General features: G+C 63.8%; 25 protein-coding genes and 1 tRNA gene. 14 read left to right on the top strand and 12 right to left on the bottom strand.

Annotated features, from left to right (window positions below):
- Nucleotides 1–15: 15 nt before the first annotated feature.
- Complete coding sequence (locus ACSZPK_RS07675; RefSeq protein WP_437880839.1) at nucleotides 16–2,295, bottom strand: fatty acid cis/trans isomerase; 2,280 nt, start codon at nucleotides 2,293–2,295, stop codon at nucleotides 16–18.
- A gap of 186 nt (nucleotides 2,296–2,481) precedes the next feature.
- On the opposite strand from ACSZPK_RS07675, the gene metH reads away from it, so the two are divergent.
- The gene (metH, locus tag ACSZPK_RS07670; protein ID WP_437880838.1) at nucleotides 2,482–6,192 is read left to right on the top strand and encodes a methionine synthase; all 3,711 of its coding nucleotides are present in this window, start codon (nucleotides 2,482–2,484) and stop codon (nucleotides 6,190–6,192) included.
- Nucleotides 6,193–6,248: 56 nt separating this feature from the next.
- Nucleotides 6,249–6,575: a DUF5629 family protein gene (locus tag ACSZPK_RS07665; protein WP_437880837.1), complete on the top strand. Its 327-nt coding sequence runs from the start codon at nucleotides 6,249–6,251 to the stop codon at nucleotides 6,573–6,575.
- Between the two features lie 60 nt (nucleotides 6,576–6,635).
- Here ACSZPK_RS07665 and ACSZPK_RS07660 read toward each other — a convergent pair whose 3' ends face one another.
- Nucleotides 6,636–7,589: a LysR family transcriptional regulator gene (locus ACSZPK_RS07660; protein WP_437880836.1), complete on the bottom strand. Its 954-nt coding sequence runs from the start codon at nucleotides 7,587–7,589 to the stop codon at nucleotides 6,636–6,638.
- Between the two features lie 129 nt (nucleotides 7,590–7,718).
- Here ACSZPK_RS07660 and ACSZPK_RS07655 point away from each other — a divergent pair, with 129 nt between their 5' ends.
- The 3 genes from ACSZPK_RS07655 (at nucleotide 7,719) to osmE (ending at nucleotide 9,261) form a co-directional block, all read left to right on the top strand.
- Entirely contained in the window at nucleotides 7,719–8,450 is a 732-nt protein-coding gene (locus tag ACSZPK_RS07655; protein WP_437880835.1) for an AzlC family ABC transporter permease, read from the top strand.
- Nucleotides 8,447–8,773 carry an AzlD domain-containing protein gene (locus ACSZPK_RS07650; RefSeq protein ID WP_437880834.1) on the top strand — a complete coding sequence of 109 codons (327 nt, stop codon included), beginning with the start codon at nucleotides 8,447–8,449 and terminating at the stop codon, nucleotides 8,771–8,773. The genes ACSZPK_RS07655 and ACSZPK_RS07650 overlap by 4 nt, the downstream gene beginning before the upstream one ends.
- A gap of 152 nt (nucleotides 8,774–8,925) precedes the next feature.
- Nucleotides 8,926–9,261 carry an osmotically-inducible lipoprotein OsmE gene (gene osmE / locus ACSZPK_RS07645; RefSeq protein ID WP_437880833.1) on the top strand — a complete coding sequence of 112 codons (336 nt, stop codon included), beginning with the start codon at nucleotides 8,926–8,928 and terminating at the stop codon, nucleotides 9,259–9,261.
- A 72-nt stretch (nucleotides 9,262–9,333) separates the two neighbouring features.
- On the opposite strand, the gene ACSZPK_RS07640 is transcribed toward osmE, so the two are convergent.
- On the bottom strand, nucleotides 9,334–9,627 hold the full coding sequence (locus ACSZPK_RS07640; protein WP_437880832.1) for a DUF1883 domain-containing protein: 294 nt from the start codon (nucleotides 9,625–9,627) through the stop codon (nucleotides 9,334–9,336).
- Between the two features lie 105 nt (nucleotides 9,628–9,732).
- On the opposite strand from ACSZPK_RS07640, the gene ACSZPK_RS07635 reads away from it, so the two are divergent.
- Together ACSZPK_RS07635 and ACSZPK_RS07630 are read left to right on the top strand one after the other, a co-directional pair.
- Nucleotides 9,733–10,257, top strand: coding sequence for a DUF2867 domain-containing protein (locus ACSZPK_RS07635; protein WP_437880831.1), 525 nt, complete (start codon nucleotides 9,733–9,735; stop codon nucleotides 10,255–10,257).
- 54 nt (nucleotides 10,258–10,311) lie between these two features.
- The gene (locus ACSZPK_RS07630; RefSeq protein WP_437880830.1) at nucleotides 10,312–11,346 is read left to right on the top strand and encodes an RNA methyltransferase; all 1,035 of its coding nucleotides are present in this window, start codon (nucleotides 10,312–10,314) and stop codon (nucleotides 11,344–11,346) included.
- A gap of 12 nt (nucleotides 11,347–11,358) precedes the next feature.
- Here the strand turns inward: ACSZPK_RS07630 and ACSZPK_RS07625 are convergent, their stop codons facing one another.
- The gene (locus ACSZPK_RS07625; protein ID WP_437880829.1) at nucleotides 11,359–12,492 is read right to left on the bottom strand and encodes an MFS transporter; all 1,134 of its coding nucleotides are present in this window, start codon (nucleotides 12,490–12,492) and stop codon (nucleotides 11,359–11,361) included.
- Nucleotides 12,493–12,680: 188 nt separating this feature from the next.
- Nucleotides 12,681–13,547 carry a 4-hydroxy-tetrahydrodipicolinate synthase gene (gene dapA, locus ACSZPK_RS07620; RefSeq protein ID WP_437880828.1) on the bottom strand — a complete coding sequence of 289 codons (867 nt, stop codon included), beginning with the start codon at nucleotides 13,545–13,547 and terminating at the stop codon, nucleotides 12,681–12,683.
- A 374-nt stretch (nucleotides 13,548–13,921) separates the two neighbouring features.
- Between dapA and tusD the strand changes: the two genes are divergently transcribed.
- The 6 genes from tusD (at nucleotide 13,922) to ACSZPK_RS07590 (ending at nucleotide 17,357) form a co-directional block, all read left to right on the top strand.
- Complete coding sequence (gene tusD, locus ACSZPK_RS07615) at nucleotides 13,922–14,317, top strand: sulfurtransferase complex subunit TusD (RefSeq protein ID WP_437880827.1); 396 nt, start codon at nucleotides 13,922–13,924, stop codon at nucleotides 14,315–14,317.
- Nucleotides 14,314–14,673, top strand: a complete 360-nt coding sequence (gene tusC, locus ACSZPK_RS07610; RefSeq protein WP_437880826.1) for a sulfurtransferase complex subunit TusC — start codon at nucleotides 14,314–14,316, stop codon at nucleotides 14,671–14,673. The genes tusD and tusC overlap by 4 nt, the downstream gene beginning before the upstream one ends.
- A complete protein-coding gene (gene tusB, locus ACSZPK_RS07605) occupies nucleotides 14,673–14,966 on the top strand; it encodes a sulfurtransferase complex subunit TusB (protein WP_437880825.1) in 294 nt (97 codons plus the stop codon). Before tusC ends, tusB begins: the two co-directional genes overlap by 1 nt.
- Nucleotides 14,963–15,298 (top strand): TusE/DsrC/DsvC family sulfur relay protein, encoded by a 336-nt coding sequence (locus ACSZPK_RS07600; RefSeq protein ID WP_437880824.1) that lies wholly within the window; start codon nucleotides 14,963–14,965, stop codon nucleotides 15,296–15,298. The genes tusB and ACSZPK_RS07600 overlap by 4 nt, the downstream gene beginning before the upstream one ends.
- A complete protein-coding gene (locus ACSZPK_RS07595; RefSeq protein WP_437880823.1) occupies nucleotides 15,295–16,278 on the top strand; it encodes a glycosyl transferase family protein in 984 nt (327 codons plus the stop codon). The genes ACSZPK_RS07600 and ACSZPK_RS07595 overlap by 4 nt, the downstream gene beginning before the upstream one ends.
- A gap of 92 nt (nucleotides 16,279–16,370) precedes the next feature.
- A complete protein-coding gene (locus ACSZPK_RS07590; RefSeq protein WP_437880822.1) occupies nucleotides 16,371–17,357 on the top strand; it encodes a glutathione S-transferase family protein in 987 nt (328 codons plus the stop codon).
- Between the two features lie 96 nt (nucleotides 17,358–17,453).
- Here ACSZPK_RS07590 and ACSZPK_RS07585 read toward each other — a convergent pair whose 3' ends face one another.
- A complete protein-coding gene (locus ACSZPK_RS07585; protein ID WP_437880821.1) occupies nucleotides 17,454–18,122 on the bottom strand; it encodes a Bax inhibitor-1/YccA family protein in 669 nt (222 codons plus the stop codon).
- Nucleotides 18,123–18,247: 125 nt separating this feature from the next.
- Between ACSZPK_RS07585 and ACSZPK_RS07580 the strand changes: the two genes are divergently transcribed.
- Nucleotides 18,248–18,335: transfer RNA gene (locus tag ACSZPK_RS07580), tRNA-Ser, on the top strand.
- A 118-nt stretch (nucleotides 18,336–18,453) separates the two neighbouring features.
- On the opposite strand, the gene ACSZPK_RS07575 is transcribed toward ACSZPK_RS07580, so the two are convergent.
- From ACSZPK_RS07575 to ACSZPK_RS07550, 6 genes are all read right to left on the bottom strand, one after another.
- Entirely contained in the window at nucleotides 18,454–20,286 is a 1,833-nt protein-coding gene (locus ACSZPK_RS07575; RefSeq protein ID WP_437880820.1) for a PAS domain S-box protein, read from the bottom strand.
- A gap of 398 nt (nucleotides 20,287–20,684) precedes the next feature.
- Nucleotides 20,685–21,068, bottom strand: coding sequence for a hypothetical protein (locus ACSZPK_RS07570; RefSeq protein WP_437880819.1), 384 nt, complete (start codon nucleotides 21,066–21,068; stop codon nucleotides 20,685–20,687).
- Nucleotides 21,058–22,380 (bottom strand): type II and III secretion system protein family protein, encoded by a 1,323-nt coding sequence (locus tag ACSZPK_RS07565; RefSeq protein ID WP_437880818.1) that lies wholly within the window; start codon nucleotides 22,378–22,380, stop codon nucleotides 21,058–21,060. Before ACSZPK_RS07565 ends, ACSZPK_RS07570 begins: the two co-directional genes overlap by 11 nt.
- Nucleotides 22,377–24,500, bottom strand: a complete 2,124-nt coding sequence (gene sctV / locus ACSZPK_RS07560; protein ID WP_437880817.1) for a type III secretion system export apparatus subunit SctV — start codon at nucleotides 24,498–24,500, stop codon at nucleotides 22,377–22,379. Before sctV ends, ACSZPK_RS07565 begins: the two co-directional genes overlap by 4 nt.
- Nucleotides 24,497–24,829: a type III secretion protein gene (locus ACSZPK_RS07555; protein WP_437880816.1), complete on the bottom strand. Its 333-nt coding sequence runs from the start codon at nucleotides 24,827–24,829 to the stop codon at nucleotides 24,497–24,499. The genes sctV and ACSZPK_RS07555 overlap by 4 nt, the downstream gene beginning before the upstream one ends.
- Nucleotides 24,816–25,208: a hypothetical protein gene (locus ACSZPK_RS07550; RefSeq protein WP_437880815.1), complete on the bottom strand. Its 393-nt coding sequence runs from the start codon at nucleotides 25,206–25,208 to the stop codon at nucleotides 24,816–24,818. Before ACSZPK_RS07550 ends, ACSZPK_RS07555 begins: the two co-directional genes overlap by 14 nt.

The following is a 25,208-nucleotide window of genomic DNA, read 5'->3' as shown; positions in this document are numbered from 1 at the left end:
GGCTTGAGGCCGCTCCTAGAGGTTCTCGTAGCGATTCATGTCGAGCACCCCGGACTCCACGGGCTCGGTCTCGTTGATGTAGACCGTCAGGTCATGGAAGTAGCGCCAGAACTCCGGGTTGCTGCGGCGAATGCCCCAGCGCTCGACGATTCGCTCGAAGCTTGCCTGGTCGCGGGACTGCTCCAGCGCCTCGACGAAACCTGGAACTTCCAGCGCGGGCACGTTGAACATGAAGTTGGGGTAGCTGCTGAACACTCCCGGATAGACTGTCACGGTATCGAGCCCGGGCTGGTAACGCAGCGACTCGCCCGTGAGGAACGCCACGTTGCTGTGCGCCCGGTTGCGCAGCAGGCTGTAGACCACGCGTGAACCGTCAGACATCTGCACGCGCAACATGGTCGCTTCCGGCAACTGGTGAATCACCTTCAGCCCCGCCGCTGGCCGCCCTGGCAGGCGGCTCAAGGCCTGCTCGGCATTGCGCAGCTCGGGTGGCAGGCCATTGCGATAGCAATGCGCACCCAGGCAGCGATTCAGCGGGTCGGATCGCACGTTGAGGCCGTCGTAGCGCTTGAGAAGCTGGTTGGCGAATACGCGCTTGGCGCCCTCCGTCGGCAGGAACAGGCCGGTCGGCGTCTTGAAGTCAGCCTGGCTGTAGTCCCACCACATCTTCAGCTTGCCGCTGTTCTGGTACCAGTCGTCCAGGTAGCCCTGGCGCGACTTGGGCGGCATCAGGCGGAGGAAGTTGAGCTCCGCGCCATTGCGGATCAGGTCGAAATACAGGCGTGTCTGGGCCTGGTGCGAAACGTTGCCGAACACATCGAAGTTGACCACCAGTTGGTAATAGGTGCGCTCCAGCAGCGGATAGTCCATCAGCCAGAGGGTCTGCGGGATTTCGCCGATCAGGCCTTTGCGCACTGTGGCACTGTCGTGATGGCGGAAGATCGACAACAGCGCATTGTCGTTACCGCTCCAGATCGTCGACCAGTCCGGTGCCGTGGCATCGGCGTAGGCATCGCGACGCAGGTCTTCGTAGGCGTTGCGCTTGTCCCGATAGGCCGCCCACAGCCCCAGCAGATCGCCAATGTCGTCGATCTGCCCCGGCATCGCCAGCAGTGGCGTGGCCTCGCCACGGTAGCTGGCATCGGTGATGTAGAGGTCGTGATCCGGGTCCTGGAACAGCGTCCAGAAGTTGTCACGGATTACGTCGGTGGCGATCTGCCCACGGCATACCGGGCCACGGATGAACGTGCGCACGAAGTATTCGGCGTTATCCAGCATGAACTGGTAGCGGGCGCGCACTGGAATCGCCTGGAAGGTCTCGAACGGGTTGGCCCTGCGCTGCAGGCCGTAGCCGGGCACCTGGTCGGTGTTCCAGTCACCGGAGTAGAACAGCTCCTTGACCCGTGCCATCTTCTTCGCGCTGAGCGGATAAGTGATGTGGGTCTTGTGCACGATCACGCCCTGGATCGGCCACAGGCGGTAATAGATAGTGGTGCCCGGGTCATCATTGGGCCGCCTGCTGGCAATCGGGTCGATAGGCTGGCCGCTGGGAGTGCGCGAACGCACCAGTTGGAAGAAATGCCCTGGCTGGCCACCTTCGAAGTACAGGTGGGCGAGGAACAGGTGCTCGAACAGCCAGCGTCCGACCAGCGCCTCGCGCGCGCCCGGTGAATTGAGCAGGTTCTCCCACTGCAGCAGTTGCGCCTGTTCCGCCGCACTGGGCTGTAGCGTCAACTCCTCGACCGGCGCCCCTTGCGCGCCCCAGGCTTGCAAGGTGGCATATTCGGCGTCGGTCAGGCCCGCCACGGCGAAGGGCATGCCGGCATGGGCGAAGCGCTTGGCATAGGCCTCGAACTCGCCGGGCAGCGGGCACTGGTTGTCGCGATTGATGGAGATATCCAGGTCGGCAGGCAGCTTGGCATTGGCCTCGGGCGGGTTGGCCCGTCCCAACTCAAGCATGCGCGCGATCAACGCCGCCTGGCCCTGCTGCGGATCGAGTACCGAGGTGAAGCCCTTGCGTCGCCAGGCCTCCTCGCCCAGGGCATCGAAGTACAGGCGCGTGGTGGGCTGCGCTTGCGTACGGGCGCCATCGTATACCGGTGACTTGTTCGCGCCGCGCAAAACGCCCTCGCCGCTGCCCAGGTTGAGCTGGCAAGGCGAGTCATAGCAGGCATGGCAGGCCACGCATTTATTGGTAAGGATCGGCTGGATATCCTGGCTGTAGGAAATCTCCCCGGCCCGCGCCACGGTGAAAACCCCACAAGCCACCAAGGCGAACAATGCGCGAAACCACATGAATCCGTTCTCCGCTAATCGAAGCGGCGATTCTAGCGAGATCGACGCATACGTGCTGGCCGGCTTTGCATTTACCCCCCGCCAGCAACATGAGCCAAATTCATACAAAGGCACGAGACGCCGCGCAGGCATCGGTCTTTGCTATCATCGCGCCCCTCGTTTTCCGCTGCTCCCCAGGTAGTTTCCATGTCCGACCGTGCCGCCCGCCTCGCTTCCCTTCAGCAAGCCCTCAAGGAACGCATCCTGATCCTCGATGGCGGCATGGGCACCATGATCCAGAGCTACAAGCTGGAGGAAGCCGATTACCGTGGCGAGCGCTTCGCCGACTGGCCGAGCGACGTGAAAGGCAACAACGACCTGCTGCTGCTGACCCAGCCGCAGATCATCGCCGCCATCGAGAAGGCCTACCTGGATGCTGGTGCCGATATCCTGGAAACCAACACCTTCAACGCCACCCAGGTGTCCCAGGCCGACTACGACATGCAGGCGCTGGTCTACGAGCTGAACGTCGCCGGCGCCCGCGTCGCCCGTGAAGTGGCCGATGCCAAGACCCTGGAAACCCCGGACCGTCCGCGCTTCGTCGCCGGCGTGCTCGGCCCGACCAGCCGCACCTGCTCGATCTCCCCGGACGTCAACGATCCCGGCTACCGCAACGTCACCTTCGACGAACTGGTGGACAACTACACCGAGGCCACCCGTGGCCTGATCGAAGGCGGCGCCGACCTGATCCTGATCGAGACCATCTTCGATACGCTCAACGCCAAGGCGGCGATCTTCGCCGTGCAGCAGGTGTTCGACGAAGACAACGTCGAGCTGCCGATCATGATTTCCGGCACCATCACCGACGCTTCCGGCCGCACCCTGTCGGGCCAGACCACAGAAGCGTTCTGGAACTCGGTGGCCCACGCCAAGCCGATTTCCGTCGGCCTGAACTGCGCCCTCGGCGCCGCCGACCTGCGCCCGTACCTGGAAGAACTGGCGAACAAGGCCGGCACCCACGTTTCCGCGCACCCCAACGCCGGCCTGCCCAACGCCTTCGGCGAATACGACGAAACCCCGGCGCAGATGGCCACGGTGGTCGAGGAGTTCGCTGCCAGCGGCTTCCTCAACATCATCGGCGGTTGCTGCGGCACCACGCCAGGGCACATCCAGGCCATTGCCGAGGCGGTCGCCAAGTATCCGCCGCGCGTGATCCCGGACATCCCCAAGGCCTGCCGCCTGTCCGGCCTGGAGCCGTTCACCATCGACCGCAAGTCGCTGTTCGTCAACGTCGGCGAGCGCACCAACATCACCGGTTCGGCCAAGTTCGCCCGGCTGATCCGCGAGGAGAACTACACCGAGGCCCTGGAAGTCGCCCTGCAGCAGGTGGAAGCCGGCGCCCAGGTGATCGACATCAACATGGACGAGGGCATGCTCGACTCCAAGGCGGCCATGGTGCGCTTCTTGAACCTGATCGCTGGCGAGCCGGACATCTCCCGCGTACCGATCATGATCGACTCCTCGAAATGGGAGGTGATCGAGGCCGGCCTGAAGTGCATCCAGGGCAAGGGCATCGTCAACTCGATCTCGATGAAGGAAGGTGTCGAGCAGTTCAAGCACCACGCCAAGCTGTGCAAACGCTACGGCGCCGCCGTGGTGGTGATGGCCTTCGACGAGGTCGGCCAGGCCGACACCGCCGTGCGCAAGAAGGAAATCTGCCAGCGCAGCTACGACATCCTGGTCAATGAAGTGGGCTTCCCGCCGGAAGACATCATCTTCGACCCGAACATCTTCGCCGTCGCCACCGGCATCGAGGAACACAACAACTACGCGGTGGACTTCATCGAGGCCTGCGCCTTCATTCGCGACAACCTGCCCTACGCCTTGAGCTCGGGCGGCGTGTCCAACGTGTCGTTCTCGTTCCGTGGCAACAACCCGGTGCGCGAAGCGATCCACTCGGTGTTCCTCTACTATGCGATCCAGAACGGCCTGACCATGGGCATCGTCAACGCCGGCCAGCTGGAAATCTACGACGAGATTCCCAAGGAACTGCGCGACAAGGTCGAGGACGTGGTGCTCAACCGCACGCCGGGCGGCACTGACGCCCTGCTGGCGATCGCCGACAACTACCGCGGCGGCGGCGCGGCCAAGGAAGTCGAGAACGAAGAATGGCGCTCGCTGCCGGTCGACAAGCGCCTGGAACACGCGCTGGTCAAGGGCATCACCGCGTTCATCGTCGAAGACACCGAGCAATGCCGCCAGCAATGCGCACGCCCCATCGAGGTCATCGAAGGGCCGCTGATGAGCGGCATGAACATCGTTGGCGACCTGTTCGGCTCGGGCAAGATGTTCCTGCCCCAGGTCGTGAAATCCGCCCGCGTGATGAAGCAAGCGGTCGCGCACCTGATTCCCTTCATCGAACTGGAAAAAGGCGACAAGCCGGAAGCCAAGGGCAAGATCCTCATGGCGACCGTTAAAGGCGACGTGCACGACATCGGCAAGAACATTGTCGGCGTGGTCCTCGGCTGTAACGGCTACGACATCGTCGACCTCGGCGTGATGGTGCCGGCGGAAAAGATCCTGCAGACCGCCATCGCCGAGAAGTGCGACATCATTGGCTTGTCGGGCCTGATCACGCCATCGCTGGACGAGATGGTCCACGTCGCCAAGGAAATGCAGCGCCAGGGCTTCACGCTGCCGCTGATGATCGGCGGCGCCACCACCTCCAAGGCGCATACGGCGGTGAAGATCGACCCACAGTACAACAACGACGCAGTGGTCTACGTCACCGATGCCTCGCGCGCCGTGGGTGTGGCCACGCAGTTGCTGTCCAAGGAACTGAAAGCCGACTTCGTGCAGCGCACTCGCGACGAATACGTGGTCGTGCGCGAGCGCACCGCCGCCCGTGCGACCCGCACCGAGCGCCTGTCCTACCTTGACGCCATCGCCAACAAACCCAAGTTCGACTGGGCCGCCTACAACGCGCCGAAGCCGAGCTTCACCGGCGTGAAAGTGCTGGATGACATCGACCTCAACGTGCTGGCCGAGTACATCGACTGGACGCCGTTCTTCATCTCCTGGGACCTGGCCGGCAAGTACCCGCGCATCCTCAGCGACGAGGTGGTCGGCGAGGCGGCGACCAGCCTGTTCAACGACGCCCAGGCGATCCTGCGCACGCTGATCGACGAGAAGCTGATCAAGGCCCGCGCCGTGCTCGGCTTCTGGCCGGCCAACCAGGTGCGTGACGACGATATCGAGGTCTACGGCGCTAACGGCGAGCCACTGGCCACCCTGCACCACCTGCGCCAGCAGACCATCAAGCCGGACGGCAAGCCGAACCTGTCGCTGGCCGACTTCGTCGCGCCTAAGGCAAGTGGCAAGACCGACTACGTCGGCGGTTTCATCACTACCGCCGGCATCGGCGCCGAGGAAGTGGCCAAGGCCTACGAGGCCAAGGGCGACGACTACAACGCGATCATGGTCAAGGCGCTGGCCGACCGCCTCGCCGAAGCCTGCGCCGAGTGGCTGCACGAACAGGTGCGCAAGGAGCACTGGGGCTACCAGCCGGACGAACACCTGAGCAACGAGGAACTGATCAAGGAAGCCTACAAAGGCATCCGCCCCGCTCCCGGCTACCCGGCCTGCCCGGACCACACCGAGAAGGCCACGCTGTTCAAATTGCTCGACCCCGAGGCTGATTACCACAAGGCCGGCCAGAGCGGCGTGTTCCTCACCGAGCACTACGCCATGTTCCCGGCGGCGGCCGTCAGCGGCTGGTATTTCGCCCATCCCGAGGCCCAGTACTTCGCCGTCGGCAAGGTCGACAAGGACCAGATCGAAAGCTACACCGAGCGCAAGGCGCAGGACATCGCCATCAGCGAACGCTGGCTGGCGCCCAACCTGGGCTATGAGGAATAGCGGCACAAGCACAATGCCTGGGCCACGGCCATTGGCCCTATCGCAAAGGAACCCACATGAGCGAACACTCGCCCTACCTGCTCGACCAGCTCGAATCCGCTGACCTGCTGGAAATCGACGGCCTGCATGCCTTCGACTTCAGCCTCGATGACGACCTGCTCGACCAGGCCGATGCTGCCGCCGAGGCCGACGAATCGTTCGCCAGCGACGCAATCGCCCTGCGCATCGACGTGCGCGACGGCCGCGACCTGAAGCACTGGGCCTTCAGCTACAACAGCCTGATGGAAGCCAGCCATGATGCTGCTAGCGATAGCTGGCTGATCGATGGCAAGCACCGCCTGAGCTGCCTGCAAGGTGTTGGCGTAGAAACGGATATCGAGTGAAAGCCTTCGACCAAGAGCGCTGAACGCTCTGCCTCCAACACGTTTTTCGGTTTTCCTGCGTTACTGAAACTGCGCGATCAACCACTCGACGAGCCGAGCGCAGGCCGCTTCCTTGGCCTTCTCCTCGTTGACGATCAGGTAATGCAGCGTATCCCTGAGCAACAACGCCTCCTCCACCGGGCGCACCAGCCGTCCTTCCTGCACCAGGTGGCCGACCAGGTGATGCCAGCCCAGGGCGACGCCCTGACCGTCGAGGACCATCTGCATCAACAGGTGATAGTCATTGCTGCTGAAACCGTGCGGGCTGTCGCTGGAGCGCATCTCGATACCCGGCGAGTTCAGCGCCAGCCAGACGTTCCAGTCGAGATGCTCGGTCATCTGCGCCCGGCCATAGGGATTGAGATCCAGCAATACGCTCTCACGCAGCCCCTCCAGCGAGCGCAGTTGGGGATGCGCCTGCAGGTAGTCCGGCGTGCACACCGGGTAGACATGCTCGTGGAACAGCGGGATACGCCGGTAGCCCGGAAGCAGGTCGAGCGTCTGGGTGATGAAGATATCAGGCTGGGTGCCAGGCTCCAGGGCCAGGAAATTCTGCGTGGTGATGACATTCAAGTCGATGTCGGGATGGGCACTGAAAAACTCCCGTAGCCGGCTGGACAGGCGCATGGCGGACAGCGCGGGCGAGCAGTACAGGGTCAGTGCCTGGCGGTCGACCCGCTCTCGCCGGATTCGCTCGGTCGCCTGGAAGATATTGAGGAACGACAGTTGCGCCGCATTGAACAGGCTTGCGCCAGCAGTCGTCAGCTCCATGCCGCGCCCCGTGCGCACGAACAACTCCGCGCCAAGGTACTGCTCCAGCTCACGGATTTGCCGGCTGATCGCCGCCTGGGTCACGCACAAGGCCTGCGCGGCGCGGGTGAAACTCTTGTAGCGGGCAGCCGCGACAAACGACCTCATCGCCTTGAACGAAGGCATCCCGATCAACGCCTGATCGGGCGGAGCATTTCTGGCCATAACTAAATCTACCGGACCGACCTGACGAAAAAGTCGATTCTACGCACTCGCGCCCAGCCCTTACACTTCAGCTACTGCCCACGAGCCATGCGAATCTGGCCAGGGCCTTTTAATAACAAGGGAGAACACATGCAGTACCGCAATGCGATGGAGGCCTTTGTCGGAGGCATCCGAGCGCTCCTGCCGCTGACGCCTGGCGTCGTCCCGTTCGGCCTGGTCGCCGGCATCCTGACCACCAACATGGGCATGTCGCCCGGCACCAGCCTGGGCATGACCGCACTGTTCTACTCCGGCTCGGCGCAGATGGTCGCGCTGCAATTGATGAACGACCAGGTGATTCCGCTGGCCATCGTGCTCACCTGCCTGGTCATCAACCTGCGCTTCATGATGTACAGCGCGTCCCTGGCCCCGCATTTCAAGCACCTGCCGCGACGCCTGACCTGGCCACTGGCCTACCTGAGTTCGGACCAGTCCTTCGCGATTTGCATCATCAAGCTGAGCTCGGGAGAGCTGGGGCGATTCGCCCATCAGTTCTATGCCGGAACCGCCGTCAGCATGTGGCTGGCCTGGATGCTGTCGGTGGCGGCCGGTGTGTTCCTCGGCAGTGGCGTACCACCGAGTTGGTCCCTGGAGTTCGCCATCCCATTGTCCTTCCTCGCGCTGCTGGTGCCGTCGATACGCAACTCGGCAGGCCTGGCCGCCGCCGTGGTCGGCGGGTTGGTCGCAGTGCTCGCCATCCATCTACCCTACAACCTGGGCATGATCCTGGCGTCGCTGTGCGGTATCGCCAGCGGCGTGATCGTCGAACGGCTGCGCCCCGCGCCAGCGCCGGTCCCGGTCGGCAAGGAGAGCGCAGAATGAGCACTGCCGCCCAATGGGCCCTGTTCGCCGCCGTCGGCCTGGGCACGTTCGCCATCCGCCTGTCGTTCATCGAACTGTCCGGCTGGCTGCGCCTGCCGCCGCTGCTCAATCGCGCCCTGGCCTACGTGCCCGCCAGCGTGCTGGCCGCCCTGGTACTGCCAGCGGTGGTCTTCCCCGGCGCTGGCGCCGAGGCCGATCTGCTCAACCCACGCGTCCCGGCGGCGATACTCGCCGCCATCGTCGCCTGGTTCAGCAAAAGCACACTCATGGCCCTGGGCGCCGGCATGGGCGCGTTGTGGCTGCTGCAATACCTGGGCGCATGACCGGAATGGGGCTTTCCACGCCTGAGCGCCCTGCAACTGGGCCTCGACGCCAATGGCCTGGCGAGCGGAGTAAATAGTTCGAACTCCCGTCGAGCCGGTCCGCTCCAACTTTTACAGGGCCGGACCGGCCCGTTCGACGGAGCGATACCCGCATGATCAAGCAAACCCTATCGGTACTCTTCGTGACCGCGGCCATAAGTGGCTGCTCGACCACCGTGGAAAACCCCGCGGACTACGTCACCTACCGCCATGAGCCGCTGGTCAAGCAGGTCAAGGACGGCATGACCAAGGAGCAGGTGCTGACCTTGGGTGGCCCACCGTCGAGCGAAGTGAACAACACCGTGACCCCGGGCACTTGCAACAATTACGTGCTCAATGTCGAAGGCAAGGAGCAGCCCTACTACGTCAGCTTCGACAGCAATGGACTGGTCGACAGCAAGGGCTTCATGACCTGCAAGGAACATCAGGTCAACAAGAAGAATCTATGACCCCAGCGCTGGCTACCAATGGAAACCGCTGCCAGGCAGCGGTTTTCATTGGTAGCGACAGCGCACTGTCGTTCAACGCGCCCCAGAGCGAACAATGCGGATCTTGTGGGTGAAGCCGACCTTGCGCGTCACACTGATCGCCCGGCGTGTCACCGTGTCGATGGTGATGTTCCAGAAACCGTCGCTGGGCACTTTGATCTTCGCCGGGAACTTGTCGAATGCGCCGCCGTGATAGGTGTGGCGACCGCCGTTCTTGAAGCTGCGAAAGTTGGCGTCATTCATCAGGCGGATGTTGCAGGATTGCGAGCACTCGATGACGACCACGTCATCCTCATTGAGATTCTCGCGCTGGTGTACGAATTTCATGGTGTTTCCGAGCGGTTGCGACTGAGGCGCGACAATATCACGCCTGTCCTTTGCCCGCCGTAGGCGTTAGGTTCCAAGCATTGCGAACGCATAAGGACATCCATCATGAGTAGGACGATCAGCAGCATCGCCATTCCCGCCGACAGCCGCATCGCCCGCTTCCTGCCCGATGCCGGCTTCCACGATTGCCATGCCCTGACCATACCACCGGTCCAGGGTAGCGCCCTGGCGCTCTACCTGCGCACGGTCAGCCTGACGCCAGGCTGGATCAACGCCCTGATGGGCCTGCGCAACCGCCTGGTGAGCCTGGTCGGGCTGAAAAATCTCGGTCATCTGGGCGACATCGATCCGTACAAGCCGGCTTCGGCCTATCGGGTAGGCGACCGGGTCGGCATCTTCACCCTGGTACACCTGAGCGAGGAGGAAGTGATCCTTGGCGACAGTGATCGCCACCTGGATGTCTGGGTCTCGTTCAGCAAACAACTCGGCAGCGCGGGCGAACGGCTGGCCGTGTCCACCGTGGTGCACCTGAACAACCGGCTCGGGCGCCTGTACATGAGGTTCGTCGCCCCGCTGCATCGGCGTATCGTCCCGGCCTCGCTGAGGCAACTGGCCGCCGACCTGAAGTGAGCGCCTCGCCACGGCGGTGACGCCCATCCGGGCCAGTGGTAGGATGCGCGCCCCATGCGCATCCATGAAATCCACCAACGCCTCGCCGATGTCGGCGCCAAACCCTGCCACAGCGGACGGATCAGCCGTGCCTGGCTGCAAGGCCAGCCACTGGACACCGGCACCCGGCGCAACCAGACCAAGGACTTCCTGCCGCTGAGCGTGCGCAACGCCCTGCCAGAGCTATCTGCGGAACTCGACGGGTTGGTGCGCCTGCGTTCCGAGCACCCGGCCGAGGACGGTTCCGCCCGCCTGCTGGTGGAACTGCGCGACGGCCAGATGGTGGAAAGCGTGCTGCTACCGCGCGGTGGGCTGTGCGTGTCCAGCCAGGTCGGTTGCGCAGTGGCCTGCGTGTTCTGCATGACCGGCAAGAGCGGCCTGCTGCGCCAGCTCGGCAGTGCCGAGATCGTTGCCCAGGTCGCGCTGGCACGGCGTTTCCGGGCGGTGAAAAAGGTCGTGTTCATGGGCATGGGCGAGCCGGCGCACAACCTCGACAACGTGCTGGAAGCCATCGACATGCTCGGCACCGACGGTGGCATCGGCCACAAGAACCTGGTGTTCTCTACCGTCGGCGACCCACGGGTGTTCGAGCGCCTGCCCCGGCAACGGATCAAGCCGGCGCTGGCACTGTCGCTGCACACCACCGATGCCGCCCTGCGCCAGCGTCTATTGCCCAAGGCGCCCCGGATCGATCCAGAGGAACTGGTGGCGCTCGGCGAGGACTACGCGCGCCGCTTCGACTATCCGATCCAGTACCAGTGGACCCTGCTCGACGGCATCAACGACAGCCAGGAAGAACTCGACGGCATCCTGCGCCTGCTCAGCGGCAAGTTCGCCGTGCTCAACCTGATCCCCTACAACAGCCTGCCGGACGATAGCTATGCCCGGCCGGCCGGCGAGCGCATCGTGCACATGGTGCGCTACCTGCACAGCCGCGGCATCCTGACCAAGGTACGCAACTCGGCCGGCCAGGACATCGACGGCGGCTGCGGCCAGTTGCGCGCCCGCGCCGTGGACGTGATCAACACCCGGCACCTGCACAAGGCCTGACCCAGGCTTGCGCTACAGCCTCAGCCAACGCGCCGAGATCGCCACGGCGAGCAACATGACGGCCACCAGGATGAATGCCGTCAGCAGGCTGGAGGCGTGGGCAATAAAACCGATTGCCGCCGGCCCCGCCAGGACGCCCATATAGCCCAACGTCGTGACGGCCGGAATGGCGATGCTGGGTGGCATGCTGCGCTGCTGACCGGCCATGGAAAACAGCGCCGGAACGATGTTCGAGCAGCCCAGGCCAACCAGCCCGTAGCCCAGCAACGCCACTTCCCAGACGGGAACCAGAGTCGCCACGCCGAAGCCGATACCGCCACATACGCTGCCCAGGATGATCGAGCGATGACGACCGAAGCGCGCGACCAGGCGATCGCCGAACAGCCTTGCCGTGGTCATCGTCAGCGAAAACACAACGAACCCCGTCCCCGCGAGCGATGCGTCCACCCCACGAACTTGGGATAGGAATACCGCGCTCCAGTCCAGCATGGTGCCTTCGGCGAGGAAGACGATGAAGGTCAACACGCCGATGAACAGCACGACGCCCCGGGGCCAGGCCAGTAAAGGCCCCTCGTGGGTAATGCGTTCACGGTGCCAGTGTCGCGCCGAGAAAAACGCCAGTGGCGCAATCACACCGACGCTCAGCAGCAGAGCCATGCCCGGGCCAATCCCGAAGCCCAGCAATAACGTCATGGCGGCCGCGCCGGCCAGTCCACCGATACTGTAGAAGGCATGGAATCCGGACATCATCACCTTGCCGCTGTCGCGTTCTACAGCAACGGCCTGCATGTTCATTGCACAATCCATCGCCCCCATGCCTGCACCGAAGACGAAAAGAACCATACCAAGGCCGAATGCTGAATGCGCCAGGCCAAGCAACGGTAAGGCCAAGCACATCACCAGCAAGCTGATGAGCATTACGCGGCGACAGCCGAGCCGCGCGGTCCAGGCACCAGCCAACGGCATGGCCAGCAGCGACCCGACACCCAGGCACAACAACACGATGCCGAGCGATGCTTCGTCGAGACTCGCATTCGCCTTGGCAAAGGGGACAATCGGCGCCCAGGCCGCGATGGCGAAGCCAGGCATGAAAAACGCAGCGCGCGTGGCATGTTGCTCCGCGCGAGGAGACGACGAGTGAGACATGGTTATTCCAATATGAAGCGAATACTCGAGGCATTCCCGTCCAGGTATGCCTACGGCCAGAAGCCAGCCAAACCTCAGACAGGGATGGGACCCATTCGATCACCGACACGTGCGCCCCGACAGATCGTTGCATCACGAAAGAGAGCATGACCGCGAAGTGAACGCTACGGCCCGGGGCGCAGCGCATCCTAGTCGAGCAAGGCCTCCAGTACCACGCGAATACGCTCCCGAGTCAGCGCGCCGCAGGTTTGCATGGGCTCGCGCAGCTCATCGCGAATCATGCCCTGCTGCGCCAAGGCCTCCTTCACCGCCGCAGGATTGGCTTCGGCGAACGCGGCCTGGATCCACGGCAGGAGAAGGAAGAAGGTGCGCCGCGCGGCATTCAGGTCGCCCGTCTCGACCTGGCGGTGCAGGCGCACGAACAGGTCGGCACGCACATGGGCCGAAGCCGAGATCGCACCGCTGCCGCCCAGGCACAAGGTGGAAAATATCTGCGTGTCCTCGCCGGTCAGGACGTCGACATGGTCATCGGCGATCAGCGCCATGGTGGTCTCGGGGTCGCCAGCACAATCCTTGATCGCGACGATCCGTGGATGACGGACGATACGTCGCAACGTTTCGCGCTCGATTCGCACGCCGCTGCGATAAGGAATGTCGTAGAGCACCACTGGCAGCCGAGCGGCATCGGCGACCCGCTGGAAGAAGACTTCCAGCCCCTGCTGGGACGGCCGGATGTAATAGGGTGCGGGCACCAGAACCCCGGCCAGGGGCCGCTGCTGCACATGCTGCTGGAAGTCCAGCAGCTCATCCAGGTTGTTACCGGCCAGGCCCATGATCACCCGCTGCGGCTCGACCCATTGCAGCACGGCATCGAGCACCGCCAGTTGTTCCTGGCGACTCAGGGCTGCCGCTTCGCCGGTGCTGCCACAGACCACGAAGCCAGCGACCTCGTCGGCCAGCAAACGACCGACGAGATCGCGCAGCGCGGGGAAATCGATTTCTCCTGCGTGAAAGGGAGTGACCAGGGCCACCCAGATACCGGTAATGCGAGACATGCGAAAACTCCTAGCGACTGACCGTCTGGTCGCCGTCAGGGAGGGTGCGGGAATCGAGCGAGGGAATGTTGCTACCTGGCGCCTGGTGTCCTGTCAGCCCATCTGACGGGACAGCGCGCCCCGGTCAAATGAGCGACTGTTTCTTCGATTTATCGGCAACGGCGACCCACGCGCAAGCCTGGGCAGCGAGGCCCGCAAGCGATGGCGAGTGGTCGAGGCTGGGGAACATGAGGTTTCCGTTGCGAAGTTCAGGATCGGGATGGTGCTCAATCCTGGCCGAACCTGTCAACCGCCGTTTACGCCATCAGGGCCGGGAGTTTTTGCGACGCGCGGGAAAGGCTTTATCATGGCCGCTCCTGCAAGCCGGACCGACCATGAAATTCGCCATCGCCCTCTTCGCGCCTCCCCATGCGCCCGCCTCGCGGCGCGCGTTGCGCTTCGCTCAGGCCGCCCTGGCCGGCGGGCACGAGCTCGTACGCCTGTTCTTCTACCAGGACGGCGTGCACAACGCCTCGGGCAATACCGTGAGCGAACAAGGCACGCTGGATGTGGCAGCCGAGTGGCGAGCCTTCATCGAAGCGAATCGCCTCGACGCCGTGGTGTGTATCGCCGCGGCGCTCAAGCGTGGCGTGCTCGACGCGGATGAAGCGGCGCGTTACCAGCGCCCGGCGGCCAACGTTCAGGCGCCCTGGACACTGTCGGGACTTGGCCAGTTGCACGAAGCCAATCAGCTTGCCGACCGCCTGATCTGTTTCGGAGGCCAGGCATGAGCCGTTCATTACTGATCATCAGTCGCCAGGCGCCCTGGGCCGGTCCGAGTGCCCGCGAAGCCCTGGACATCGCCCTGGCTGGCGGTGCCTTCGACCTGCCGCTGGGCCTGCTGTTTCTCGACGACGGCGTGTTCCAGCTCGTCGGCGAGCAAAACGCGGCCAGCCTGGAGCAGAAAGACCTCATGGCCAACCTGCAGGCCCTGCCGATGTTCGGTGTCGAATCGCTGTATGCCTGTGAACACAGCCTCGCGCAGCGCGGCCTGGTCGGTACTGCCCTCGCTCTGCCAGTGAAGACGCTCGCCAGCGCCGACATCGCCGCACTCATCGACCGTTACGATCAGGCGATTACCCTCTGATGGCCACCTTGCACATGCTTTCCCACTCCCCCTTCGGCGACGAGCGCTTCGCCTCGTGCCTCAGGCTGCTCGGCGCCCACGACGGTTTGTTGCTGACCGGCGATGCGGTCTATGCCCTGCAACCTGGAACAGCGCCAGCGCAGGCACTGCTGGCGTTGCCCATACCGGTCCACGCCCTGGCCGAAGATCTGCAGGCCCGGAACATCACAGCATCGGAGACGGTCATCGCCATCGACTACCCGGCCTTCGTCGCTCTGTGCGGCCACTACGACAAGGTCAACAGCTGGCTATGAATGCCCTCGATGTCAACGGCCGACAGGTCGCCCTGGACCAGGACGGCTACCTGCTCGAACTGAGCGACTGGAGCGTCGAAACGGCCGAAGCCCTGGCCCAACGCGAGCCGCTGCAACTGACCGCCGAGCACTGGCAGATCATCGAACTGCTGCGCGCGTTCTACGACGAATTCCAGTTGTCCCCGGCGACCCGTCCGCTGGTCAAGTACGTGGCGCTCAAGCTAGGCCCCGACAAGGGCAACAGCCAGCACCTCAACCGCCTCTTCAATGGCACCCCCGCCAAACTGGCTGCGAAGCTGGCGGGCCTGCCCAAACCGACCAATTGCCTATGAATCTCGTAACCCCAGCGGAACACCCCTTCGCCGCCTTCGTGCGCATCCTCGGCAAAGGCAAGCGCGGCGCCCGCGACATGACCCGTGAAGAAGCCCGTGAAGCCATGGGCATGCTGCTCGACGGCAAGGTCGAAGACACCCAGTTGGGCGCCTTCCTGATGCTGCTGCGGCACAAGGAAGAATCCGCCGAGGAACTGGCCGGCTTCACCGAAGCTCTGCGCGAACGCCTGGATGCCCCGCCTATCGCGGTAGACCTGGACTGGCCGAGCTACGCCGGCAAGAAGCGCCACCTGCCCTGGTTCCTCCTGGCCATCAAGGCGCTCGCCGCCAGCGGTGTGCGTATCCACCTGCATGGTGGCGGCGCCCATACGGCGGGCCGCCTGTATACCGAACAACTGCTGGGCAGCCTGGAGATTCCGCTGTGCCAGTCCTGGGATGAAGTCGGCAAGGCCCTGGATACGCACAACCTGGCATTCTCGCCACTGGGCACCTGGGCACCCTTGCTGCAAAGGATGATCGACCTGCGCAACACCCTCGGCCTGCGCTCGCCGATCCACTCCCTGGCCCGCCTGCTCAACCCGCTCGGGGCGCAATGCATCATGCAGAGCATCTTTCACCCCGGCTACCAGGCGGTACACCGGGAAGCCAGTCGCCTGCTCAGCGACACCGCCATCGTGATCAAGGGCGAAGGCGGCGAGATCGAGGTCAATCCCGATGGCAGCAGCCATCTGTACGGCACCGCCGGCGGGGAAAACTGGGACGAAGAGTGGCCGGCGCTGTCGGCACAACGACACGTCAAACCGCTATCCCTCGAACCCGAGCACCTGGTAGCAGTCTGGTCTGGGGCGGCGCATGACGCTTATGGCGAGCTGGCGATCCTGTCGACCATCGCCCTCGCGCTCAGGGCGCAAGGCATGGAGCGTGAACAGGCGTTGGAGAACGCCCGCAGCATCTGGGCCGACCGCCAGCCATCGATTTGATTGATAGTTGGCCTCAAGGCTTTTCGCTTCCTCATCGAACGCCAGCCACGCACACTCACGCCAAACCGAACAAACAGCACGGAGTGACGAGCATGGGCTTGCTGGTGGAGGGTAAATGGCAGGACAGGTGGTACGAGTCCCGCGACGGCCGCTTCAAGCGTGAAGATGCCCAGCGCCGCAGTGCGATCAGTGCCGACGGCGAATTCAAACCGGAAGCCGGTCGTTACCATCTCTACGTCTCACTGGCCTGCCCATGGGCCCATCGCACCCTGATCCTGCGCAAACTCAAAGGTCTGGAAGCGCTGATCGACGTTTCCGTGGTCAGTTGGCTGATGCTCGAACATGGCTGGAGCTTCGACAAGCTGAACGGCTCCACCGGCGACAGGCTGGACGGCCTGACCTACCTGCATCAGCGCTATACCCGTGACGATCCCCATTACAGCGGGCGCGTCACGGTGCCCGTGCTGTGGGATACCCGGACCCAGCGCATCGTCAACAACGAATCCTCGGAAATCATCCGCCTGTTCAACAGCGCATTCGATGACCTGACCGGCAACAGCCTGGACCTGGCGCCCCGACACTTGCTGAGCGAAATCGACGCGCTCAATGCGCGCATCTATCCACGCGTGAACAACGGCGTCTATCGCGCCGGCTTCGCCACTCGCCAGGATGCCTATGAAGAAGCGTTCAACGAAGTGTTCGCCGAGCTGGACTGGCTGGAGCAGCGCCTCGACTCACGCCGCTACCTGGCGGGGGAATGGTTGACCGAGGCCGATATCCGCCTGTTCACCACCCTGGTGCGCTTCGACGCCGTCTACCACGGCCACTTCAAGTGCAACCTCAAGCGCCTGGAGGACTACCCGAATCTGTCGAACTGGCTGCGTGAGCTCTATCAATGGCCTGGCGTGCGGGACACCGTGGACATGCAGCACATCCAGAACCACTACTACCTCAGCCACAAGACCATCAATCCCAATGGCATCGTCCCGGCCGGCCCGGCCCAGGATTTCGAACGTCCCCACGACCGCGAGCGCTTGCCAGGCAGTGGCGTCTATGGGAGCCGGCGATCCTTTGACTAGGCTCTGTTGACGTTTCGGCGCACGACGAAACCTCAACAGACCCTACGGGGAGTGGCCTGCCACGGCAGGCCAAGGGACATACAAGCGACGGCTGTATCAGTCGTCGTTGCTCATGATTCCGAAGATTTGCAGCAGGCTGACGAACAGGTTGTAGATGGAAACGTACAGGCTGATGGTCGCCATGATGTAGTTGCGCTCGCCGCCATGGATGATGGCACTGGTCTGGAACAGGATGCAGGCCGACGAGAACAGGACGAAGCCGGCGCTGATCGCCAGTTGCAGGCCGCTGATATTGGCGAACAGGCCTACCAGGGTGGCGCCGAGCAACACGAAGAAGCCCGCGACGATGAAGCCTGACAGGAAGCTCATGTCCTTGCGGGTCGTCAGCACATAGGCGGACAGGCCAAAGAACACCAGCGCAGTCATGGCGAAGGCCGAAGTGATGACCTCCGCGCCGTTGCTCATGCTCAGGTAGCGGTTGAGGATCGGGCCGAGCGTGTAGCCGAGCAGGCCGGTCAGGGCGAAAGTGGTCACCAGTCCCCAGCCGGAGTTGCGCAGCTTCATGGTGGCGAAGAACAGGCCGTAGAAACCGACCAGCATGACGATGATGCCTGGATAGGGCAGGTTCATCTGTTGCGAGACGAACGCCACGATACCGCTGAAAGCGAGCGTCAGAGCCAACAGCCCGTAGGTGTTGCGCAAAACCTTGCTGGTCTCCTGCTGGTCGACCTGCGCCGGTAGGTAAGCATAATCTCGCTCTTTCATGGCATCACTCCTGGGAACCGGTTTCGTGCTGATAATGGCTATGGATGATAACAGAGGCATCTGATCGTCAAGCTACAAGAGTTTGACAGTGTGTTGCATTCAAGTAATATGCCGCCCGCAAGTATGGAGGTGTGGCCGAGTGGTTGAAGGCAGCGGTCTTGAAAACCGCCGATGGGCAACTATCCGTGAGTTCGAATCTCACCGCCTCCGCCATATTGAATACGTTGAAAGCCCCGGTCTCGGGGCTTTCGCGTTTCTGGGCGCTGCAGGACCGGAACGGGGGTCAGCGGAAATGCATCTACGCCCCCTGCCCTGGGCAGGCCGGGCGCCCTCAAATCGCGAAGTGGTAAGTGCTGCGGCCTTTGCGCTTGGCCTCGTACATCGCCTGGTCGGCCTTGGCCAGAACGGCGTCGATGGTCAATTGCTCCGACGGCTGGTTGAAGGCAATCCCCACACTCACACCGACCTTGACCTCTGCCTTGCCGTTGATGGCAAAGGGTTGGGCCATGGCCTGGCAGAGCGTTTCGCCGAGCCTCTGCGCGGCTTCCGTCGACTCCAGGGATGGCGCGATTATCACGAATTCATCGCCTGCGAGGCGGCTCACCAGGTCGTTGGCACGAACGGAGGCCTTCATCCGCTTGCTGGCGGCGATCAGCAGGTCATCGCCCGCTTCGTGGCCATGTTCGTCGTTGACCGATTTGAAGCCATCGAGGTCGAGGAAGAAGATACAGAATGGCTTGCCGGCATCCATTTCCTCTTGCATGCGCACATGCAACGTCGCGCGGTTGGGCAGCCCGGTGAGCGAGTCGAGCGCGGCCCTGTCGAGCAGCGCTTTCTCCGTCGTCTTGCGTTCGGTGACGTCCTGCGACATCACGAAGAAGCCTTCGACCTTGCCGTGGCGGATATCCGGTGCATAGGTCGCACTCCAGACTCGCGGATCGTTCGGGTGATACTGGATGTTGTCCACGGTCACTCGCTTGCCGCTCAAAGCCTCTTCGAAGTACGGCAGCAGCCGCGCATAGACATCCGCACGCAGGGCCTCGGAAACCTTCTTGCCTTTCAGCTCCCGCGGGGCGACGCCCAGCAGGTCACGGTACATCTCATTGTTGAAGCGGTAGCGCAGGTCCGGCCCTATGTGGGCGATCAGGACGGGAAGGTTGTCCGCAATGGACTGCAGCGTTTGCTGGTTTTCCGCCAGTTGCAGCGTACGCTCGGAAACCTGGCGCTCCAGGGTTTCCTGATAATCGCGCATCACATCCTCGGCCCTCTTGCGCTCCGAGATATCGATCACCACCGCGACATAGTGCAGCGGCTTTCGCTGTTCGTCCCTTATCGCCGCCACGCTGATTTCTACCCAGATCAGTTCGCCGGAGCTGCGCAGGTAGCGCTTCTCGAGCATGTAGCTCTGGCGCTTGTCCCTGATCAGTTCATCAAGCAGTTCCAGGTCACGATCCAGGTCCTCGGGGTAGGTGATCTGCTGGAAGGTGCGCTCGATTAGTTCCTCCCGGCGATACCCGGTAATCGCGCACAGCTTGGAATTGACCTCGATGAAGCGCCCGTCCAGGCCAACGATCGCCTTGCCGGTGGGGGTTTGCTGGAACACTGTCTGGAACTGGCTGTCGCTCAGCAGCCTGGCCTTGCGCTCTTCCTGATGCAGGCTGGCGGCGTCGCTGACCAGGTTGCGCTGGGTAATCTCCGCCTCCACGATGCGGGCGAGATCCTTGAGAGCGTCCAGTTGAGCGCGGCTTATTTGCCTCGGTCGGGTATCGATGACGCACAGCGTGCCGATGGTCAAGCCGTTGGCGAAGCGCAAGGGGATGCCCGCATAGAACCTGACATGGGGCGGACCGGTGACGACCGGGTTGTCGAAGAATCGCTCGTCAGCCAATGTGTCCGCTACCACCAGGGCATCTTCGGCATTCAGGGCATGGGCACAGAACGCGAGGTCACGTGGCATTTCCGTCGCCGAGAGCCCCACGGCCGACTTGAACCACTGGCGATTGCAGTCCACCAGGGAAACCAGGGCCATGGGGGCATCCAGCAACGAAGCGGCCACCCGGGTGATCCTGTCGAAGGCTTCCTCTGGAGGCGTATCGAGGATACGCAGGCGCTCGAGAAAGCTTATTCGGGCGGTTTCGTTGAGGGGCTCGGGGGCTGATTGCAAAATGACCTCGACTGATCAGAGGGCCGCTGCCGACTCCAGCGCCACGACACAAGCGAAAGCTTAGTATCGGTCGCCGCTACCAGCCATTTCAGTCGATCAGAAGCCTCCGGACATGCGCGCCAGGCGCGATCTTCGCTTACCTGCAGGCAAAGAAAAGCCCGCACGAGGCGGGCTGAATAACTAAACACCAATAGGAGCATCGGATGGGGAGCCGATGGGTGAACGATATGCCGTGTCTTGTGAAAAGCATGTCCGCGGAATGTGAAAAAATCGTAATGCCCGATATCGTCGCACGCTGGGGCTGGCCGCGAGCCCCGCCACGCCACATGGCACAACTCTCGCACCCCGGGCACGTTCGCCGGCAACTGGCGCTGTCGCGGCCTTGACGTAGCTGTCGGCTAGCGCCCCGAACTCCCAGCCGAGGCATCCTGCTCCGCCCATTCGCGGCGCTTCTGCTCGTCAGGGGCGTCGGGGTCGAGGTAGCGCTGCAGCGCATGCCCCACTGGAGCGGCCATGGCCGGTGCAGGTTCGGTGCCCTGCTGCAACTCAGAGGAGCGCTCTACCATGCGCATCAGGTTCAGCGCATTGGCGCAACCCGGTGGTAGCTGCGCCGAGGCGCCCTCTCCCGCCCGCTCCAGGCAGGCATCGGCAAACGGCGAATGACGGCCCAGGTTGACCTGATAGTGCGGCGAATACGCCGGCTGGCGCAGTTCGGTTTCACATCCGCCGAGCAGGAGCATGGCCGCTGCCAGCGTCGCCCCGAGGATTCGATCAGTCCACATTGAAACCGAACTCCGATTGATTGAGGCCATGGCCGGACCGGGCGATGCGCCAGGCGGGGTTGTCGTCTTCGCCATCCAGCGGTGTCGCCAGGTTGCGCTCGCGGGTCGGTTGCACCAGGTACGGCGTGATCAGGATCACCAGTTCGGTCTCGTTCTGCTGGAAGCGCTTGGAACGGAACAGCGCGCCAAGCACCGGCACGTCACCGAGCAGCGGCAGCTTGTCCAGGTCCTGGCTGTTGTCACGCTGGAACAGGCCGGCGATGGCGAAGGTCTGGCCACTGCCGACCTCGACACTGGTGTCGGCACGGCGCACCTGGAACGCCGGTACGCTGATGCCCAATACGTCGACCGATGTGCTGCCGGCCAGCGAACTGACTTCCGGACGGACCTGCAAGGCGATGCGCCGGCCTGGGAGCAGGGTCGGCGTGAACATCAGCGAGACGCCGTAGTGCTTGTATTCGATGCCGACCAGATCACGGTTGACCGGCACCGGCACGGGAATCTCGCCACCGGCCAGGAAGCTCGCGGTCTTGCCGGTGGTGGCCGTGATATTGGGTTCGGCCAGCACCTCCAGGATACCGTTGCTTTGCAAGGCGTCGAGCAACACGTCGATATTCGCGCTGCCGCTGGCAAAGCCCGCTGAAACCAGGTTGGTCGCGCCGCTGCTGGCCGCCTGGGACAGCGGCCCGCCGCTGATCAAGCCGAAGGAGAAGTTGCCGGTATTGACCAGGGCGTTCCAGTTGACGCCATAGCTCAGCAACTTCTGCCGCGAAACCTCGGCGAAGCGCACACGGATATTCACCTGCGGCGTGCCGCTGTAGGTTGCCAGGTTGGTGGCCGGCGACGCTGGCGTCGACTGGCTGTCGAGGCTGGCGCTCAGGCGCGTGGCCTGCGCCACGTCATCGACCTGGCCGAACGCCAGCGGGCTGCGCCCGGCCATGCCCGGCACCACGCCAGCGGCCTCGACGCCATTCAACGATGGCGTGACGTCCAGATGCACCGAACCACGGGGCTGCTGGTCGTCGCCCAGGGCCACCAGGTTGGTAGCGCCCGTGGCCTTGCCGTAGACATAGGCCACGCCTCGGGAGACCACGCGCACATCGGCGACGCTCGGGTCCGCGACCAGCAGCGACTCGACGGGCGTGGCGAAGCGCAACACCCTGCCCTCACCCTGGACCAAGGCCACACGCTGGCGGCTGCCCATGTCGATGGTCACCTCCTCGGCGGCACTCAGGCCCGACAACAGCACCAGGCCAAGCGCCCAGGCATGCAGCTTCCTTATCCTCACAGCGACTCCTGAAACGAGGCTCATGACGCGGCCGCAATGGCCGTGGTGGTGCGCTCGGCAACGGCGCGATAGCCCGCCGACGGTTCGATGCTCGCCAGCGGTTGCACGCTGTATTCGCGGGACAGGTCCTGATAGCAGAGCACCGGCACCTCCAGTTCGTGGCGCACCAGCAACTGGCGAACGTAGCGGCGGATATCCGGCGAGCACATCACCACCGCCGCCACACCGCCCTGGATTTCGTTGTAGTGGTTCTGCAACTGGCCAACCAGGCCGCGGGTAAGTCCTTCCGGCAACGCCAGGCTCCCGGTGGATCGACGCAAGGCCTGGCGGATCGCTTCCTCCAGCGGCCGGGAAAGGGTAAAGGCTGCGATCATGCGGTTGGAATCGGCATGGCGATGGCAGATGTGCCGGCTCAGCGCAGCCCGGGCGTGCTCGCTGAGCACATGCACCTCCAGCTCGCGCGGGCCGCATTCGACGAAGGTTTCCAGCAAGGCGCGCATATTGCGCAGGGAAATCCCTTCATCGAGCAGGCGGCGGAACACCTCGGAGATTTTCTGCAGTGAGTTGCTGCGCTGCGCCTCCTTGACCAGGTCGGCGTATTCGCTCTCCATGCGCGCCAGCAACTGCCGGGTTTCCTGAATGCCGGTGAATTCGGCGGCATACCGGCTGAGCGTACGGGCCAGGTAAGCGCCCATCACCGTCAGCGGCTCCTGGAAGACCACACCGGCCGCCTCCAGCCTGGTACGTTGCCCCTCCTCGACCCAGAGCGATGGCTGGCGACCGTCCAGGGCACCGCCTTCGTCGCTGTCGATTTGCAGCATCTGCAAGGTCGACAGGTCATCCAGGACGCACAGATGCTGGGCGGGCACCGCGACTTCGCATACCGGCACCCCCTCGATATCGACACCGAAGCGCCCCTCGCTGGCGGCTGGATCGACCCGCACGCCGACCCGTGGCAGGTCGATGCCCAGCTCGTCCATCACCCGTGCCCGCGCCTGCTCGGCTTCCTGGCGCAGGCGTGCCAGCGCAGTGCACTCGTGCAGCGCCTCGCTGATCCACAACGTCACCCGGCAGTCGAGGTCGCCGCTGTCGCGCTGCGCCTCGGGCGCCACCACGGTCGCGTCCTGCAGGTCCTCGTGCAGCGCAACCGGAGCGTCTGCAAGGCGGTCGTGCTTGCGGCCAAGCAGGTAGGCAGCAACCGCCAGCGCCGTGCCGATGAGCAGAAACACGGCGCTGGGAAAGCCAGGGATGAAGGCGATGATGCACAGCACCGCCGCCGTCACGGCCAGGGCCTGGTGATTGGCGCCGAGCTGGCTGACGATTTCCGTACCCAGGTCGCGCCGATCATCCGAAGCCACGCGGGTAACCACGGTACCGGCAGCCACGGCGATCAACAGCGCTGGAATCTGCGCGATCAGGCCATCGCCAACGGTGAGCAGCGAATAGGCATGCACCGCATCGGCAAATGCCATGTCACGCTTGAGCATGCCGATCAGCAGGCCGCCGAACAGGTTGACGAAGAGGATCACCAGGCCAGCGATGGCGTCCCCCTTGACGAACTTCATCGCCCCATCCATGGCGCCGTACAACTGGCTTTCGCGCTCCAGCAGCGAACGGCGCCTGCGCGCCTCGACCTGGTCGATGTCGCCGTTGCGCAGGTCGTTGTCGATGCTCATCTGCTTGCCGGGCATGGCATCGAGGGTAAAACGCGCCGCCACCTCGGCCACCCGCTCGGCGCCCTTGGTGATCACCAGGAACTGGGCCACGGTGATGATCAGGAACACCACCAGACCGATCACCACCTCGCCGGCGATGACGAAATCACCGAAGGCGGCGACGATCTCGCCGGCATCGCCGTCGAGCAGGATCAGGCGGGTGGTGGCGATGGACAGGGCCAGGCGAAACAGCGTACTGAGCAGGATCACCGGCGGCAGCGCCGAGAAATCCACGGCCCGCGCCAGGTAGAACGCGACGAACAGCACCAGCACGCCGAAGGAAATGTTCAGCCCGATCAGCACATCGAGCAGCGCCGTGGGCAACGGGATGATCATCATGATCACTGCCATGATCATGAAGGCCGCGACGACCACGCCACTGCTGCGGGCCGCCAGGCTGGCCAGGCGGTTCAACGGGGTCAGCGTCACGCTTGCGCCCTCCTCTTCAGATAGCTGCGCAGGCAGTCCCGTGCCTGTTGCCGCTCGCCCAGCAACCAGAAGGCACGGCTACGCAGCAGCAGGTGATCGTGTTGTTCGCTTTCCAACTGGCCCAGCCGTTCCAGGCCAAGCAAGGCACGACGGCCATCGCCGCTGGCGAGAAAACTGCCGATCAGGGTGCGCATGATGCCGGCGTCGGCCGGTGCCAGTTGCGTGGCCAGCAGCAGCAAGGCCAGGCCACGGCGGGGCTGGCCTGCGCGCGAATAGAGATCGCCCTTGACCTGCAGCCAGCGGGCCGCGTCCTGCTCAGAGCGCGCCATGCTCGACCTCCACTTCAGGCTGCATCAGGAGCAGCAGTTCGCCCTGCTGCTGCAACTCCTCGCCCAGCAGGCGCGCGAGCACAGCGGCGGTGTCCTGGTCGTGGCCGAGAAATGGCAACACCTCATCGATCAGGTATTCGAGGATTTCCATCGAACGGGCGTTGCCGAGGATCGAGGCGTCTTCCAGATGGGGCTGCGTGGCGTCCTGGATCTCGCGCAGGATCGCCCGCGCATCGACGAAACGACGCGCGCGGATGGCCCGCTCGAACGACTCGCGCACGGCCCCTTCGGTGGCAGGAACCAGGCGCCGGACGCCCTCGGCCTGGGCAGGCCCTTCGGGCTGCAGGCGCCGCGCGCCGCCGTGCGATTCGACCCTCAC

This window comes from Pseudomonas sp. LRF_L74 (assembly GCF_965644255.1).
In the GTDB taxonomy this organism is placed as follows: Bacteria; Pseudomonadota; Gammaproteobacteria; order Pseudomonadales; family Pseudomonadaceae; genus Aquipseudomonas.
This window is presented reverse-complemented; position numbering and strand designations above follow the sequence as displayed.

Bases quoted from the DNA above. Each gene is read 5' to 3' on its own strand.
- ACSZPK_RS07675 (WP_437880839.1), bottom strand. From the start codon at position 2,295: ATGTGGTTTCGCGCATTGTTCGCCTTGGTGGCTTGTGGGGTTTTCACC.
- metH (WP_437880838.1), top strand. From the start codon at position 2,482: ATGTCCGACCGTGCCGCCCGCCTCGCTTCCCTTCAGCAAGCCCTCAAG.
- ACSZPK_RS07665 (WP_437880837.1), top strand. From the start codon at position 6,249: ATGAGCGAACACTCGCCCTACCTGCTCGACCAGCTCGAATCCGCTGAC.
- ACSZPK_RS07660 (WP_437880836.1), bottom strand. From the start codon at position 7,589: ATGGCCAGAAATGCTCCGCCCGATCAGGCGTTGATCGGGATGCCTTCG.
- ACSZPK_RS07655 (WP_437880835.1), top strand. From the start codon at position 7,719: ATGCAGTACCGCAATGCGATGGAGGCCTTTGTCGGAGGCATCCGAGCG.
- ACSZPK_RS07650 (WP_437880834.1), top strand. From the start codon at position 8,447: ATGAGCACTGCCGCCCAATGGGCCCTGTTCGCCGCCGTCGGCCTGGGC.
- osmE (WP_437880833.1), top strand. From the start codon at position 8,926: ATGATCAAGCAAACCCTATCGGTACTCTTCGTGACCGCGGCCATAAGT.
- ACSZPK_RS07640 (WP_437880832.1), bottom strand. From the start codon at position 9,627: ATGAAATTCGTACACCAGCGCGAGAATCTCAATGAGGATGACGTGGTC.
- ACSZPK_RS07635 (WP_437880831.1), top strand. From the start codon at position 9,733: ATGAGTAGGACGATCAGCAGCATCGCCATTCCCGCCGACAGCCGCATC.
- ACSZPK_RS07630 (WP_437880830.1), top strand. From the start codon at position 10,312: ATGCGCATCCATGAAATCCACCAACGCCTCGCCGATGTCGGCGCCAAA.
- ACSZPK_RS07625 (WP_437880829.1), bottom strand. From the start codon at position 12,492: ATGTCTCACTCGTCGTCTCCTCGCGCGGAGCAACATGCCACGCGCGCT.
- dapA (WP_437880828.1), bottom strand. From the start codon at position 13,547: ATGTCTCGCATTACCGGTATCTGGGTGGCCCTGGTCACTCCCTTTCAC.
- tusD (WP_437880827.1), top strand. From the start codon at position 13,922: ATGAAATTCGCCATCGCCCTCTTCGCGCCTCCCCATGCGCCCGCCTCG.
- tusC (WP_437880826.1), top strand. From the start codon at position 14,314: ATGAGCCGTTCATTACTGATCATCAGTCGCCAGGCGCCCTGGGCCGGT.
- tusB (WP_437880825.1), top strand. From the start codon at position 14,673: ATGGCCACCTTGCACATGCTTTCCCACTCCCCCTTCGGCGACGAGCGC.
- ACSZPK_RS07600 (WP_437880824.1), top strand. From the start codon at position 14,963: ATGAATGCCCTCGATGTCAACGGCCGACAGGTCGCCCTGGACCAGGAC.
- ACSZPK_RS07595 (WP_437880823.1), top strand. From the start codon at position 15,295: ATGAATCTCGTAACCCCAGCGGAACACCCCTTCGCCGCCTTCGTGCGC.
- ACSZPK_RS07590 (WP_437880822.1), top strand. From the start codon at position 16,371: ATGGGCTTGCTGGTGGAGGGTAAATGGCAGGACAGGTGGTACGAGTCC.
- ACSZPK_RS07585 (WP_437880821.1), bottom strand. From the start codon at position 18,122: ATGAAAGAGCGAGATTATGCTTACCTACCGGCGCAGGTCGACCAGCAG.
- ACSZPK_RS07570 (WP_437880819.1), bottom strand. From the start codon at position 21,068: ATGTGGACTGATCGAATCCTCGGGGCGACGCTGGCAGCGGCCATGCTC.
- ACSZPK_RS07565 (WP_437880818.1), bottom strand. From the start codon at position 22,380: ATGAGCCTCGTTTCAGGAGTCGCTGTGAGGATAAGGAAGCTGCATGCC.
- ACSZPK_RS07555 (WP_437880816.1), bottom strand. From the start codon at position 24,829: ATGGCGCGCTCTGAGCAGGACGCGGCCCGCTGGCTGCAGGTCAAGGGC.